At 62.6% G+C, this 14555-nt stretch carries 8 protein-coding genes and 4 pseudogenes; 6 read left to right on the top strand and 6 right to left on the bottom strand.

Features of this window, described 5'->3' with window-relative positions; genetic code table 11:
• Positions 1-469, top strand: a pseudogene (locus JFT80_RS21635) (alpha/beta hydrolase fold domain-containing protein); the annotation flags it as partial.
• Positions 470-562: 93 nt separating this feature from the next.
• Positions 563-1996, top strand: coding sequence for a mechanosensitive ion channel family protein (locus tag JFT80_RS21630; protein ID WP_201149313.1), 1434 nt, complete (start codon positions 563-565; stop codon positions 1994-1996).
• Positions 1997-2059: 63 nt separating this feature from the next.
• Here the strand turns inward: JFT80_RS21630 and ycaC are convergent.
• The 4 genes and pseudogenes from ycaC to JFT80_RS21610 all read right to left on the bottom strand — a co-directional run bounded on the left by ycaC (position 2060) and on the right by JFT80_RS21610 (position 6269).
• Positions 2060-2687 (bottom strand): annotated as a pseudogene (gene ycaC / locus JFT80_RS21625) (isochorismate family cysteine hydrolase YcaC).
• Positions 2688-2756: 69 nt separating this feature from the next.
• Positions 2757-4595 carry an amidohydrolase gene (locus tag JFT80_RS21620; RefSeq protein ID WP_201149311.1) on the bottom strand — a complete coding sequence of 613 codons (1839 nt, stop codon included), beginning with the start codon at positions 4593-4595 and terminating at the stop codon, positions 2757-2759.
• Positions 4592-5203, bottom strand: coding sequence for an antibiotic biosynthesis monooxygenase (locus JFT80_RS21615; RefSeq protein ID WP_122838637.1), 612 nt, complete (start codon positions 5201-5203; stop codon positions 4592-4594). Before JFT80_RS21615 ends, JFT80_RS21620 begins: the two co-directional genes overlap by 4 nt.
• 145 nt (positions 5204-5348) lie before the next feature.
• Positions 5349-6269 carry a LysR substrate-binding domain-containing protein gene (locus tag JFT80_RS21610; protein WP_045061270.1) on the bottom strand — a complete coding sequence of 307 codons (921 nt, stop codon included), beginning with the start codon at positions 6267-6269 and terminating at the stop codon, positions 5349-5351.
• Between the two features lie 145 nt (positions 6270-6414).
• Here JFT80_RS21610 and JFT80_RS21605 point away from each other — a divergent pair, with 145 nt between their 5' ends.
• Both JFT80_RS21605 and JFT80_RS21600 read left to right on the top strand, forming a co-directional pair.
• Positions 6415-6855, top strand: coding sequence for an AraC family transcriptional regulator (locus JFT80_RS21605; RefSeq protein ID WP_122838439.1), 441 nt, complete (start codon positions 6415-6417; stop codon positions 6853-6855).
• Between the two features lie 185 nt (positions 6856-7040).
• Positions 7041-9839, top strand: a pseudogene (locus JFT80_RS21600) (winged helix-turn-helix domain-containing protein).
• Here the strand turns inward: JFT80_RS21600 and JFT80_RS21595 are convergent.
• Together JFT80_RS21595 and JFT80_RS21590 are read right to left on the bottom strand one after the other, a co-directional pair.
• Positions 9813-11293 (bottom strand): annotated as a pseudogene (locus tag JFT80_RS21595) (winged helix-turn-helix domain-containing protein). The pseudogenes JFT80_RS21600 and JFT80_RS21595 sit on opposite strands and share 27 nt — an antisense overlap.
• Positions 11294-11440: 147 nt before the next feature.
• Entirely contained in the window at positions 11441-12391 is a 951-nt protein-coding gene (locus tag JFT80_RS21590; protein WP_122838436.1) for a GlxA family transcriptional regulator, read from the bottom strand.
• A 260-nt stretch (positions 12392-12651) separates the two neighbouring features.
• On the opposite strand from JFT80_RS21590, the gene JFT80_RS21585 reads away from it, so the two are divergent.
• Both JFT80_RS21585 and JFT80_RS21580 read left to right on the top strand, forming a co-directional pair.
• Positions 12652-13374, top strand: a complete 723-nt coding sequence (locus tag JFT80_RS21585) for a pirin family protein (protein WP_201149309.1) — start codon at positions 12652-12654, stop codon at positions 13372-13374.
• A 124-nt stretch (positions 13375-13498) separates the two neighbouring features.
• The gene (locus JFT80_RS21580; protein WP_242483023.1) at positions 13499-14479 is read left to right on the top strand and encodes an NAD(P)H-quinone oxidoreductase; all 981 of its coding nucleotides are present in this window, start codon (positions 13499-13501) and stop codon (positions 14477-14479) included.
• Positions 14480-14555 lie beyond the last annotated feature (76 nt).

Raw genomic sequence — 14555 nt, 5'->3', positions numbered from 1 at the left:
GCGGCAACATGGCGGCGGTCGTGGCCTTGATGGCAAAGAACAGAAAGCACCGGCCCTGCGCTTCCAGCTGCTGATGTGGCCAGTGACCAACGCCGCTTTCGACAGCGGCTCGTACCAGCAATTTGCCGAGGGCCACTTCCTGACCAAGGGCATGATGAACTGGTTCTGGGACAGCTACACCACCAACCCCGCTGAGCGCGCGCAGATCCACGCCTCGCCATTGCAGGCCAGCGCCGAACAGCTCAAGGGTTTGCCGGCCGCGCTGGTACAGACCGCCGAGTTCGACGTGCTGCGCGATGAAGGTGAAGCCTACGCCCGTCACCTGGACGCGGCCGGCGTGCCGGTCACGGCGGTGCGGTACAACGGGATGATTCATGACTTCGGGCTGTTGAACCCGCTGAGCCAGATCCCGGAGGTGCAAGCGGCGGTGCGGCAGGCGGCGCTGGAATTGAAGACTCATTTGAATTGAGGATGTACCTTCTGCGTTTTTCGTAGGCGCCCGGCTTGCCGGCGCCTACGAAGAGCAATTTTGCATTATCACTCCAGCCTTCCGGGGTTCTCCATGTCCTTTGTCCTCGCCCACCTGTTGTCCTTGAGTGCCTTGCTACTGGTCATCGACACCCTGCTCTGGCACATCGCGCCATTCAAGCATCGCGTGGTGCGTGTCGGGGTGCGCCTGGGGCTGTTCATGGGGTTCAGCGCGCTGATCATCAATGCCGGTGTCAGCCCGTTGCAGGCCCCGTTGTTTGCCGACGATAGCGTGCTGCAGTTGGGCGCAACGGCCCTGGGTATTCTCTGGTGGCTGTATGCGGCGCGGGTGCTGACCGAAGTGATCGGTTTGATCCTGATGCGCCGCATCGGCCACAGCGGTCGCCTGCTGCAGGACGTCATCGGTGCGCTGGTGTTTCTGGTGGCCATCGTTGCCGCCGCCGGTTACGTACTGGAGTTGCCGGTCAAAGGCCTGCTGGCGACCTCTGGTGTGTTCGCGATCGTCGTCGGTCTGGCGCTGCAAAGTACGCTGGCCGATGTGTTTTCCGGGATCGTGCTCAACACCACCAAGCCGTATCAGGTGGATGACTTCGTGGTGATCGATGGCATCGAGGGCAAAGTGCTCGACATCGACTGGCGCGCCACGCACCTGTTGACCAGTGCTGGCAGCACGGCGGTAGTGCCTAACTCGGTGGCGGCGAAGGCGAAAATCGTCAACCTGAGCCGGCCGAGCAACATGCACGGGGTGTCGATCAGCCTCCAGGTGCCCAATCACATCCGTCCGCGCCGCGTGCTGGATGCCCTGGATCGCACCCTGCAAGGCAGCAGCAGCCTGCTGCTCAATCCGGCGCCGAAAGCCGTGCTCAAGGAAGCTGGCGAATCCATGTCGGAGTACGTCGCCAGCGGCTTCATTGCCGAGTTGGGCAAGAAGAGTGAGGTGCGCAACCAACTGTTCGACCTGGCTCATCGACACCTTGAAGCGGCGGGGATTTCCCGTCAGCTCGACGGCGTGATCGAACCCACTACCCGGGCCCGGGCGTTGCTGGATGAAGTCAAAGTCTTCCGCTCCCTGAGTGACGCGGAACGCGACGAAATGGCGCGCTCGATGGTTGCGCAGCAATACGCCGCAGGTCAGGTGGTACTGGAACTGGGCGATGTGCCGGACAGCCTGATGGTGATTGCCACCGGTGTCGTCAGTGCCAGCGTACCCGATGGCAGTGGACACACCGAAGCCGGGCGCATGGGCCCGAGCGAGGTGATGGGCGAGCAGAGCATCCTCACGGACTCACCGTCCCAGGCCACGTTCACCACATTGACCTCGTGCATCATTTACCGGATCGACAAATCCCTGGCCCGCCAATGCATGGAGGCGCGTGTAGAAGTGGGTCGGGCGTTGAACAAATTGCAAGCGGTGCGCCAGCAGAACAGCCGGTTGGCGCTGATGGCCAAGCCGGAGCCGATCCGTAAAAGCGGGTTCCTGGGGTGGTTGCAAAAACGTCAAGGCTGACGCAAGGCACAGTGGAAGCGGGGTTGCCCGCTCCCACAGGCTATCGGTGTTGGCCGAAAATGCTTACTTCGAGCTCAGCACCGAATAGCTGTTCATCAGGTTGCGGTAGTTGGGAATGCGCGGCGACAGCAGGTTGGCCCAGGCCTTCCATGTCGTTGCGCCAGTCCCCCTGCAGCTCACAGGCCACCGAGAACCAGTTGACCAGTTGCGCGCCAGCGGCAGCCATGCGGGCCCAGGCGGCTTGCTGGACGGTTTCGTTGAAAGTGCCGGAAGCGTCGGTCACCACAAACACTTCGAAACCTTCCGCCAGCGCCGACAGCGTCGGGAACGCCACGCAAACGTCCGTCACCACGCCGGCGATGATCAGTTGCTTGCGACCGGTGGCCTTGATCGCTTTGACGAAGTCTTCGTTGTCCCAGGCGTTGATCTGGCCTGGACGCTGAATGAACGGTGCATCCGGGAACTGCTCCTTGAGCTCAGGCACCATCGGGCCGTTCGGGCCGTCTTCGAAACTGGTGGTGAGGATGGTCGGCAGTTTGAAGAACTTGGCGATGTCGCCCAGGGCCAGCACGTTGTTCTTGAACTCGTTCGGCGAGAAATCCTGGACCAGCGAGATCAGACCGGTCTGGTGGTCGACCAGCAGCACCACGGCGTCATCTTTGTTCAGGCGCTTGTAGGGAACATTGCTCATGTGAAACTCCTCGTTGGATGGGCATTACGTGCCGCGCCGAAGGGGAATTCGGCGCAGCGTGGACAGTCGTCAGAACGCGAAACACGAGCAGCCGAACGCGCCCCAGAAACCGGCGAAGTCGCTGACCGGCGCGTTCGACATCCGCGCCTTTTCATGACTGTGCGTATGCACGGCGCACGGGCCGCTGCATTGATGCACCTGCGCCTGCAACGGCGAATTCGGCCGCCAATGGCCCGGGACTTTCACCACAGGCGACCAGTCCGGCAACACCGGAATCGAGCGCGGCCCCAAGTCTTCGAAGTCGCCGGCGGCGTAAACGATCTTGCCGCCGACCACGGTGAGTACCGACTCGATCCACTTGATCGCTTCTTCTTCGACGTGGAAGAAGTCCGCGCTCAGCGCCGCCAGATCCGCCAGTTGCCCGACCTTGATCTGGCCTTTCTTGCCTTGTTCAGACGAGAACCAGGCACTGCCGTGAGTGAACAATTCCAGCGCGGTCTGCCGGGAGAGGCCTTCGCTGTGCAACTCCAGGCCACCGACGGTGCGACCGCTGACCATCCAGTACAAAGAGGTCCAGGGGTTGTAGCTGGACACCCGCGTCGCGTCGGTGCCGGCGCCGACAGGTACGCCTTCAGCAAGCATGCGTTTGATCGGCGGCGTGGCTTCGGCGGCCTTGGCGCCGTAACGCTCGACGAAGTACTCGCCCTGAAAGGCCATGCGATCCTGAATCGCAATACCACCGCCCAGCGCCCTCACCCGCTCGATGTTGTGCGGGGTAATCGTTTCGGCGTGGTCGAAGAACCATGGCAAGCCGTTGAACGGAATGTCACGGTTGACCTTCTCGAACACGTCGAGCATGCGGCTGATCGATTCGTTATAAGTCGCATGCAAACGGAACGGCCAGCGCTGTTCGACCAGATGGCGCACCACCGGCTCCAGCTCCTCCTCCATGGTTTGCGGCAAGTCCGGGCGCGGTTCGAGGAAGTCTTCGAAATCGGCTGCCGAGAACACCAGCATCTCGCCGGCGCCGTTGTGTCGCAGGAAGTCGTCGCCCTGGTGCAGGGTCACGCTGCTGGTCCAGTTCTTGAAGTCGGTGAGTTCTTCCTTGGGCTTTTGGGTGAACAGGTTGTAGGCGATGCGCACGGTCAACTGGTCGTCTTTGGCCAGTTGCTCGATCACTTGGTAATCGTCCGGATAGTTCTGGAAACCACCGCCGGCATCGATCGCGCTGGTCAGGCCGAGGCGATTGAGTTCACGCATGAACTGACGGGTCGAGTTGACCTGATACTCCAGCGGCAGTTTCGGCCCCTTGGCCAGCGTCGAGTAGAGGATCATCGCGTTCGGCCGCGCGACCAGCATGCCGGTCGGGTTGCCGTTGCCATCACGGACGATCTCGCCACCCGGCGGGTTCGGCGTGTCGCGGGTGTAACCAGCGACCCGCAGGGCAGCGCGGTTGAGCAAGGCGCGGTCGTACAGGTGCAGGATGAACACCGGGGTGTCCGGCGCGGCCAGGTTGATTTCTTCCAGGGTCGGCATGCGCTTTTCGGCGAACTGGAATTCGTTCCAGCCACCGACCACGCGTACCCATTGCGGGGTCGGCGTGCGGTCGGCCTGATCCTTGAGCATGCGCAGTGCGTCGGCAAGCGACGGCACGCCTTCCCAGCGCAGTTCGAGGTTGTAGTTCAAACCGCCACGGATCAGGTGCAGGTGCGAGTCATTAAGGCCGGGGATCACGCAGCGGCCCTTGAGGTCGATGACCTGGGTGTGTGCACCGCGCAGGGCCATGGCCTGGGCATCGGTGCCAACGGCGATGAAACGGCCTTCGCTGATGGCCACGGCACTGGCGCGCGGGTTCTCCCGGTCGACGGTATGAAATTGGCCGTTGAACAGAATCAGATCGGCGTTCATGGGTTTTCCTTGGGCTCGGAGGTGGGAGACAGCCAGGGCGCGAACAGCCGCGTCGCCATCGGCATGAACAGGTACACCACCGAGACGACGATGGTGAGGGTGATCAGGAACGTGGCCACCACGTAGTTGGAGAGCAAGGGGTGGAGTTGCAGCAGTGGCCCCCAGATCAATGGCACCAGCAGGGTGTGCGGCAGAATGACCAGCAGCGTCACCACGGCCTGCTTCCAGCGTGGCGGTGGTGGTGAGGCGGCGTCGGCCTGGGTGAACCAGAATTCGTTGACCGGGTTGACCTCGGTCTGGTCACCGTCTGCCAGCATGGGCGTGGCTTCGTTGACCAGCGCCAGCCGTTGCGGCGAATCGAGCCAGCGCTGCATGGCTTCGGTGGAGCAGAAGCGCAGCACGCAGGTGTACAGGTCGAGACCGGCGTTCTTGCCGCGCATCACGTCCACGCCCAGATGCCCATCCTGCTGTCCGGCGATGGTGACGATGTTGCGCAACCAGGTTTCGTAGGGCACTTCAAAACCGGCCTTGACCCGGTGTTTGATCACCAGGGTCACGACTTCTTCAAAGCCGCGCACGGGGGTGTGACGTGTGGTGGGTTCAGACATGGCGTAACGCTCCGCACAATCGATCATTGAGCGCCAGACGTTCTGGCCGGCAATGAGAGAATAGTGCCGGGAGATTTGTGCAGGGAATTGGATGTATGTGCTGTTCTGGCTTCCTGATCTCGCCACGCGAAGATTTCAGGGGTAGTTATGCCTCTATTGGAAGCGGCCGTGACATGAAGTCGCTGATCCGCGAGCGCAGCCAGCGTTCTGCCGGATCGTTGTCGTGCACCCCGCTCCAGGCCATGGAGAGCTGCGCCGCCTCGATCGGGAATGGCGGGTCCTCGGCGCGCAGGGCGCAGCCTTCGACCAGCGCGCAGGCCGCGTAATCCGGAACGGTTGCAATCATCTCGGTACCGGCCAGCAAGGCGCGCAGGCCGCTGAATTGCGGCACGCCCAGGACCACCCGACGATTGCGGCCAATCTTGGCCAGGTCCAGGTCAATGTTGCCGCTCAGGTCCCCGGAAAACGAGACCATGGCATGCGGCCGCTCGCAGTACTCATCCAGGGTCAGCGCGCCTGGTCGCTTGTCTGCACGCAGCACTTTGCAGGGAATATCGCGCAGGGTCTTGCGCTTGGCGTTGGCCGGCAGATCCGTGGTGTAGCTGACCCCGACGGAGATTTCACCTGAGGCCAGGAGCGCCGGCATCAACAGGTAATTCGCCCGGCGTACCACCACGATGATGCCTGGCGCCTCCTCGCGAAGGCGCGTCAGCAGTGACGGAAACAGGCCAAACTCGGCATCGTCCGACAGGCCGATGCGAAACACATCGCAGCTGCTCGCCGGATCGAACTCCTTGGCCCGGCTGACCGCGCCAGAGATGGTGTCCATCGCCGGTTGCAACTCCTTGAGAATCGCCAGTGCGCGGGCAGTGGGTTCCATGCTCCGGCCGTTGCGCAGCAACAACGGATCGTCAAACAGGTCACGCAACCGTCCCAGTGCGGCACTCACTGCCGGCTGTCCCATGAACAGTTTTTCAGCGACGCGAGTGAGGTTCTTTTCGAACATCAAGGCCTCGAAAATCACCAGCAGGTTCATATCGACTCGGCGCAGATCGTTTCGGTTCATGGGTCACGATTCCCTCAAGGGTGAACACCCGATTGTGGCTGATTTTATTCCAGGCTGCCTGGTGTTAACACGCAATTAACAACGATTAACTCGCCACGCAGAGCCTCCCGTCCAAGAATGCGGTGTACCAACCCGGATATTGCTTATGGCTCAATCTCAGCAAACTATCGCCTGCGCGCCGGTCGTCGAACCGCGCAAGAAGAAGACTGGTGGCCTGATCCCGTGGCGTGAAAGCCTGGCCAAGCAGTTGATCCTCGACCGTTTGAGCGAGACCGTCGAAGTCGCCGACCTGGCGCGTGCATGCGCCCTGTCGCGCAGCCATTTCTCCCGCGCGTTCAAGTGCAGCACCGGTCTATCACCCCAGGACTGGATTCGCCAGCAACGCCTCGCCCGCGCCAAGCAACTGATCCAGAGCACCGACATGACACTGACGCAAATCAGCCTGGAATGCGGCTTCTGCGACCAGGCGCATTTTTGCCATATCTTCACCCGCAGCGAAGGCATCAATCCGTTCGCGTGGCGATGCCGGATGGTGCGTTCCCCGACCAGCCTGAAGCCTGGAGCAATGCCGGTCTGTCAGCGTTGAGCCGCTCGTTGCGAGTCTCGGTCACGCCATAGAGTGTCCGAATCGAATCGCGATGGCGTCGAGTTAAACGCCGTTAATTCTGCACCGCAAAGCGGGCTCGCCCGGCGTACCGTTGCGCTGACGCGCAAACCTCTGGAATATGCTCGCAAACTGCGTACCAGACGCACGCAAGCAGGAGTGAGCGCGTGACCCTTTCCCCCGAACTGGCCATCCATTTCGGCCCCTACCGGATCTACCCCGGCCAGCGCCTGGTGCTGGAGGGCGACCAGCCGTTGCGGCTGGGCCGGCGCGCCCTGGATATCCTGTTGATCCTGCTGCAACACGCCGGCAATGTGGTCAGCAAGCAGGTATTGATCGCCGGAGTGTGGCCCGACAGCGTGGTGGAAGACATCAACCTGCGGGTCCATATGGCTGCGTTGCGCAAAGCCCTGGGCGACGGCCAGACCGGGCAGCGCTACATCATCACGGTTGCGCAGCGCGGCTATAGCTTTGTCGCGCCCTATTCGATGCAGGCCTTCGAGCCACATCCGGCGCCTGCCGCAGTCGAGCGCAGCCGCCACAACCTGCCCGTGCGGCGCACCCGCCTGATCGGTCGCCAAGCCCTGGTCGAGCGCCTGGTGACACACCTGTCGCGCCAGCGTTTTATCACCCTCGTCGGCCCCGGCGGCATCGGCAAGACCACCGTCGCCCTGCGCGTCGCCGAGCAATTGATCGGGCAATACCGCGATGGCATTCGCCTGCTGGACCTGGCGCCGATAAACGACCCTTCAATGATCACCACGCATCTGGCCACCCTGCTCGACCTGTCCGTGCACGACACCGAGCCAATGGGCAGCCTGGTGAACTTCCTGAGCGAGCGGCAGATGCTGTTGGTGATCGACAACTGCGAACACCTGGTCGACGCCGTTGCCCTGCTCTGCGAGAACATTCTGCGTGGTGCGCCCAACGTGCACATCCTGGCCACCAGCCGCGAGGGCCTGCGGGCCGAGGGCGAGTTCGTGCAGCGCCTGGAGTCGCTGGACTGCCCGCCGCCCTCCACGGTGCTGGACCGCGCCCAGGCGCTGAGCTTTTCCGCGCTGCAACTGTTCGTCGAACGGGCCATGGCCAGCCACGACAGTTTCGAGCTGCACGATGCGCAATTGCCGGCGCTGGTCGAAATTTGCCACCGACTCGACGGCATCCCGCTGGCCATTGAACTGGCAGCGGCGCAGGGTTGGCCGCTTTGGCTTGAGCGGCCTGCTGACCCAGCTGCAGGGCAGTCTTCGCCTGCTGGCCCACGGCAGTGACCTGAGCCTGGCCCGCCATCAGACCTTGCGCGCCACCCTGGACTGGAGCTTTGAACTGTTAAGCCCCTGCGAGCAGGTGTGCCTGCGCCGACTCGGCGTATTTCGCGGCGGCTTCACCCTGGCCTCAGCCGCAGCGGTGATCGTGGGCGAACAGATCGAGCCCGATGAAGTGTTTGCTTCGATCACCCAACTGGTGGCCAAGTCATTGCTCAACGTGGAAGTCGGCGACGAAGAGGTGTTCTACCGCCTGCTCGATCTCACCCGCGGCTATGCCCTGGAAAAACTCGAACAGGCCGGTGATCTGCTGGACACCCGCGCCCGGCACGGCGCACGGTGCCTGGCCCTGATGCAACAGGCCCGGACCGACTGGGAGTTGATTCCGACCAGCCGGTGGATCGAGCGCTATGCCCGCAGCCTGGCGGACATCCGCTGCGCCCTCGATTGGGGGTTGCATGCCGCCGGCCCGCAGACGCTGGCGATCACCCTGGCGGCGGCTTCCACGCCGCTGTGGCAGGAGCTGTCACTGCTCAAGGAACACGGCGCCTACGTGCGCAAGGCGCTGGCATTGCTCGACGTAGAACCGCAGCCCTGCCCGCAACTGAAGATGAGCCTCAATCTTGCACTCGGCAGTTCCTGCTATCACACCCAGGGCGGCACTGCCGAGACCATCGAAGCGTTCGTCAGCGCCAGGAACCTGGCCAGGGCGAGCAATGACGTGGCCGGGGAATTGCGCGCGGTGTCGGGGTACATGGCGGTCAACCTCAGTTGCGGCAATTATCAGATGGCCCTGGAGCAAAGCCAGCAATTCGACCGCCTCGGCCGCCACGGTGACCCGCTGCTGGACTTGAGCGCGCACCGCCTGCGGGTGCTCGCCCTGCACTTCGTGGGCAATCAGCGCATGGCCCGGGTCAACGCCGAAGAGGTGATCCAGCGCATGGCACAGAGCGGGCACCTCAACCGTTTCACTCATGGTTTTGGCGTGCAATACGACCAGAGCGTGGCGGCGCTGACGATTCTGGCGCGCATCCTCTGGGTCCAGGGTCAGCCCGAACAAGCCTGGCGTACGGCCCGGCAGGCGCTGGACGTAGCGCTGCAGATCAATCACGGCACGTCCATCTGCTACACACTGGCGCTCGCCGGCTGCCTGATCGCGCACTACAACGGCGATACCTGCAGCGCCCGTGAACTGTTGCAACTGCTGCTGCAGCAAGCGCAGAAACACTCGGTGCTGCTGTTCTACAACTGGGCGCGCGAGTATGCGCAGGTGATCGCCCCCGACACAGCACCGACTGGCGCGCCGGCAGGTTCCGGGTTGATCCGGGAGATCATGCTCACGCTGGATGCCGGGCTGATCGATGAAGCACTGGTGCTGCGGGCGGAGACCGGGATGGCCGGTTGGTGTACGGCGGAAATCATGCGCGCCAGGGCCGGTACCTTGCTGGCGGTCAATGATTCAGACGAAGCGGCGCGCGAGGTCGAGGCGCTACTGATCAGGGCGCTGAATGTGGCGAGCAACCAGGGCGCCCTGGCCTGGGAACTGCGCAGCGCCACCGCCCTGGCGCAACTCTGGCTGCGTCTGGGACGACCGCTGCAGGCGCAGGAACTGCTCGCGCCCGTTTACGCGCGTTTCACCGAGGGCTTCGCCACACCGGACCTGCAAAAGCGCGACGTCTACTCGACAACCTCCAGCACACCTGACTCACGCCGGGCGCGGCGGATGTGATGGCCGTAGCGCACCTCGAACAAGCGCAGGCAACCGCTGTGCGCCAGCTTCTCCAGCGCATAGCGGCGAGTAGTGTGCAGCAAGCGATACCGCGCGCTGCCGTTGACCTGTTCCAGCGACAGCAGCGATTTGGCCACCAGCCCCTCCAGCAGCGCTCAGCAATTGCGCGGGACGCAGCACCGCGCAGCTGATCACGCCGATGGCCGCCTCCAGGGTGAACGACATCTTGAACACGGCCAGGCGCTGCAGCACCGTCTGCTCGCGGTTGCTGAGCTTGTCGTAACTCCAGTCCAGAGCCGCCTTGAGGGTCTGGTGGCGCGGCACCGCAGTACGCCGGCCCTGGGTCAACAGCTGGAAGCAATTGTCGAGCTGGGCCTGCAATCCCACCAACGCCAAGGCATCGATTTGCGCCGCAGCGGGTTCAATGGCCAGGGGCAAAACCATCCAGGCGGCGACAGATTTCACGCAAGGCCTTGAGGTCTTGTTGGCGCAGGGCAAAACCTTGCTGACGCGCCCGCGCCCGGCTGACAAACAACTGCACCGCCGAATAGCCCATCACCTGCTCGACGCTGTGCAGCGCGGACACCGGTGGAACGACCAGTGGTGCCACGCGCTGGACGGTTTCACCGGCGGCCTGCAGGGGTTCGCGACTGGTGACCAGGATCGATAACCGTGGTGCGCCCCGTAGCAGCGCCTCGACCAGGTGACGACAGCGTTCGAGCACGTGCTCGCAGTTATCCAGCACCAGCAGGGCATGCCGCGCCTTTAGCGCCTCGAGGGTCGAGCCAACTTCCAGACCAAGGCTTCGCAGCACATGATCGACCACTTCGCGTCGGATCATCGAGGGTGGAAAAATCCACCCGCCACACGCCGTCCCGATAGTGCTGCAACAACAGTTCGGCGACCCGCAGCGCGACCGTGGTCTTGCCAATGCCGCCGGGGCCGACCAGCGTCAGCTGACGCCGGACCGGCAACTGCCGCACCAGGCTGCCGACCACCGAGTCCCGGCCGGTTACCGGGGTCAGCCGGGCGGGCAAGTTGTGCTGGAGGTGGCAGGCAAGTTTCAAGGGCAACCAGCGTGCTCGCCGGCCCCTGCACCACTGGCGCGACAAAACAGTAGCCCTTCTGGGGAACATTGATGATGTAGCGCAGGCCGTTCTGCCCATCGCCCAGGGCCCGGCGCAAGGCGGCAATGTGCACCCGCAGGTTGATTTCCTCGACCACCGAAGTGGGCCACACCCGGGCGATCAACTGCTCTTTGCTCACCACTGTGCCCGCTTGCTCGACCAGTAGCTGCAGGAGGTCCAGGGCGCGACCGCCCATGCGCAGCGCCACCTCGCCGTCCAGGATCAGGCGTTGTTGCAGGTAGAAGGGCATAGGGCCCGAAGTGCAGCACCGTATCGCTGTGCAAATCTCTGAGACTGTTCATGCCGTTTACATGCTGAAACCCGACCCTGCGGATTCCCGCATCTCCAGTGCAATGAGTTCTCATCTATCTTGGCAGGCATTGGTGACAGCACAACTGCGGCGATGGGAGTGTCACGGCCATCCGGGTGCGCGGGACGGACAATCAGCCTCAGCTGAACTGCTCGCGGTAATGAGTGGGGGTCAGGCCGAGCTTTTCACTGAACAGAAACCGCATGTGCCGCACGCTGCCGAAACCACTTTTGAAGGCGATGGTCTTGAGTGGCAAGTCACTGGTTTCCAACAGGTTTCTCGCGTGATCGATGCGCGCACGCTGGAGGAACTCCATGGGCGTCATGCCCACTTCCCGGGCGAACACCCTGGCGAAATGCCGCGGGCTCATGGCCGCCAGGCTGGCCATGCCATCAATGTTGAAAGGCTGGTCGAGGTGTTCCAGCACATGGTTCTGCACCCGGGTGATGGCCGTTTCCTGCGGCGCCACGGCGGCCATCAAAGGGCTGAATTGTGCCTGCCCACCCTGGCGCTTCATCACCACCAGCAACACCTTGGCCACGTCCTGGGCGACTTTCTTGCCGTGGTCGGCGGCAACCACCGAAAGCGCCAGGTCGATACCGGCCGTCACGCCACCGGAGGTGATGAGATTGCGGTCCAGCACGTAGATCTGATCGGTCTCGACCGTCGCCTTGGGGAAGCCCTTGATCAGCCGCTCGGTGTAGTGCCAGTGGGTGGTCACCCGATAGCCGTCGAGCAGGCCCGCATGGCCAAGCACGAAGGCACCTGTACAGATCGAGCCGTACTGGCCGGCCCGGGCTGTCGCGGCCGGCAGCCAGGCGAGTAACGAGGGGTGCCTTTCGTTGTAGGCGCCGGGGCCGCCGGGGACCAGCAGCAGGTCATAGCTGTCAGAGGCCTGGTCGATGTGCAGATCGGTGCTGAGGCTGACACCGTTGGACGCACGCAGCGGGCCGGGTTCGGTGCCGATGGTGGTGAGTACGTAGGCGTGCTCGGCTGCCAGATAACGATTGGCGATGGAAAACACCTCCATGGGGCCGGCCATGTCGAGCAGGAGGAAATCGGGGAACAGCACCATTGCCACGGTTTTCATGGGATCAATATCACTGGGTTCATGTAAAGACGCACCTTCCCCTGCAGGAGCGAAGCTTGCTCCTACAGAGTTGGGTCTAAGGTGCTGGGCATTATGACCAGGTTCCGCCTGGATGTCGGGCGGGAAAAGGTGATCATCCGCACAGTACTGTCAACCTGGAAGTGACAGTATTTCAATTTTCATCTACTTATTGCATCGAGCAGTAACCATTAACCTTCTCCTCACTCGGACGAATTCACGTCCCACCAGGAGATTTCATCATGCTGACCCTTCGCAAAGCCACTGATCGTGGCCTCGCCAATCATGGCTGGTTGAAGTCGTTCCACACCTTTTCTTTCGCCAGTTACCGCGACCCGCGTGAGCAGGGTTTCTCCGACCTGCTGGTGATCAATGACGACCGTGTTGCCGCCGGCAAAGGTTTTGGCCAACACCCGCATCGTGACATGGAGATTTTCTCCTACGTGCTGGAAGGCGCGCTGGAACACAAAGACACCTTGGGCACCGGTTCGGTGATCCGCCCCGGCGATGTGCAACTGATGAGTGCCGGCAGCGGCGTGGCGCACAGCGAGTTCAACCATTCGGCGAGCCAGCCTGTACACTTTTTGCAGATCTGGATCGTGCCGGAAGTCAGCGGCGCCAAACCGCGCTACCAGCAGGAGCACTTCAGTGCGCAGCAAAAACGCGGTCGCCTGCAACTGATCATCTCGCCCGACGGCAGCGATGGTTCGTTGACAGTACGTCAGGATGCGCGAGTGTTCGCCGGTCTGTTCGATGGCCAGGAAAGCGCTACGCTGGAACTGCCAGCCAACCGCTACGCCTATGTGCATGTGGCGCGTGGCAGCGTCGAGCTTAATGGCCTGCGGTTGCAGGAGGGCGATGGGGTGCGGGTGCGTAATGAGCAGGTGTTGATGTTGAGCAATGGTGTGGATGCTGAGGTGCTGGTGTTTGATTTGCGGGCGCAGGAATTGCCGCAGATGCCGTAATGGCAATAGGGTCAAAAGATCGCAGCCTCGTTTCTCACGACAGCCCCTACAGTAAAATTGCGAAAAAATGGTCTTATCCATTACATCCTTAAAAACAGGCCACTGCCATGCCCTGCCACAGACCATGACCCTCATTGAAATCACCCAGCCTGGCGGCCCCGAGGTCTTGCAGCCGCGTCAGGAAGCGCTGCCTGTGGCGGCCGCCGGCGAAGTGCTGATCCGCGTTCACGCCGCCGGGGTCAACCGTCCCGACGTCATTCAACGCACCGGCAAGTACCCGATGAAGCCTGGAATGAGCCCGATTCCTGGCCTGGAAGTGGCGGGAGAAGTGGTCGCGATCGGCGCAGGGGTCAACGAGTTCATCGTCGGTGACAGGGTCTGCGCCCTGACCAATGGCGGCGGCTATGCCCAATATTGTGTGGCGCCGGCCAGCCAGACCCTGCCAATTCCCGACGGCATGGACTGGATTCACGCGGCCGCCGTCCCGGAAACGTTTTTCACGGTGTGGGCCAACCTGTTCGACATCGGTGGCGCCAGCAAGGGCCAGCGGGCGCTGATTCATGGCGGCACCAGCGGGATCGGCACCACCGCCCTCATGCTGTGTCGCGAGTTCGGGGTCAAGGCGTTCGCCACGGCGGGGAGCGAGGACAAATGCGCGGCGATACGCCAGCTGGGCGCCGAGGCGATCAACTATCGTGACCAGGACTTCGTCCAGGTGATTCAGGACAAGACTGCCGGCAAAGGCGTGAATGTGATTCTCGATATCATGGGCGGCTCATACCTGAACCAGAACATCGCGGCACTGGGCATGGACGGTCGCCTGGTGATGCTGGGTTTCCTGGGAGGCGCCAAAGCCAATGAAGTCGACCTGATGGCGATCCTCGGCAAGCGCGCAACCATCACCGGCTCGCTGATGCGTTCGCGCACCCGCGAGGAAAAGGCCTCGATTGCCGAACAGTTGCGCGAGTACGTCTGGCCGGTATTGTCCGCCGGGCGGTGCGTGCCGATGATCGACAAGGTCTTCGCTCTGGCCGACGCATCCCAGGCGCAAGCACGGATGGAGGCTGGTGATCACATTGGCAAGATCGTGTTGCAGGTGGATTGATACTCCAACCGCGCATCAACACAGGTTCCCTCTGCAGGAGCAAGCTCGCTCCTGCAGGCATGTATGGGCAGTTGAC

Origin of the sequence: Pseudomonas sp. TH10 (assembly GCF_016651255.1) — a bacterium.
In the GTDB taxonomy this organism is placed as follows: Bacteria; Pseudomonadota; Gammaproteobacteria; order Pseudomonadales; family Pseudomonadaceae; genus Aquipseudomonas.
This window is presented reverse-complemented; position numbering and strand designations above follow the sequence as displayed.

Coding starts and splice junctions, on each gene's coding strand:
- JFT80_RS21610 (WP_045061270.1), bottom strand. CDS start 6,269: ATGAACCGAAACGATCTGCGCCGAGTCGATATGAACCTGCTGGTGATT.
- JFT80_RS21580 (WP_242483023.1), top strand. CDS start 13,499: ATGACCCTCATTGAAATCACCCAGCCTGGCGGCCCCGAGGTCTTGCAG.
- JFT80_RS21630 (WP_201149313.1), top strand. CDS start 563: ATGTCCTTTGTCCTCGCCCACCTGTTGTCCTTGAGTGCCTTGCTACTG.
- JFT80_RS21620 (WP_201149311.1), bottom strand. CDS start 4,595: ATGAACGCCGATCTGATTCTGTTCAACGGCCAATTTCATACCGTCGAC.
- JFT80_RS21590 (WP_122838436.1), bottom strand. CDS start 12,391: ATGAAAACCGTGGCAATGGTGCTGTTCCCCGATTTCCTCCTGCTCGAC.
- JFT80_RS21605 (WP_122838439.1), top strand. CDS start 6,415: ATGGCTCAATCTCAGCAAACTATCGCCTGCGCGCCGGTCGTCGAACCG.
- JFT80_RS21615 (WP_122838637.1), bottom strand. CDS start 5,203: ATGTCTGAACCCACCACACGTCACACCCCCGTGCGCGGCTTTGAAGAA.
- JFT80_RS21585 (WP_201149309.1), top strand. CDS start 12,652: ATGCTGACCCTTCGCAAAGCCACTGATCGTGGCCTCGCCAATCATGGC.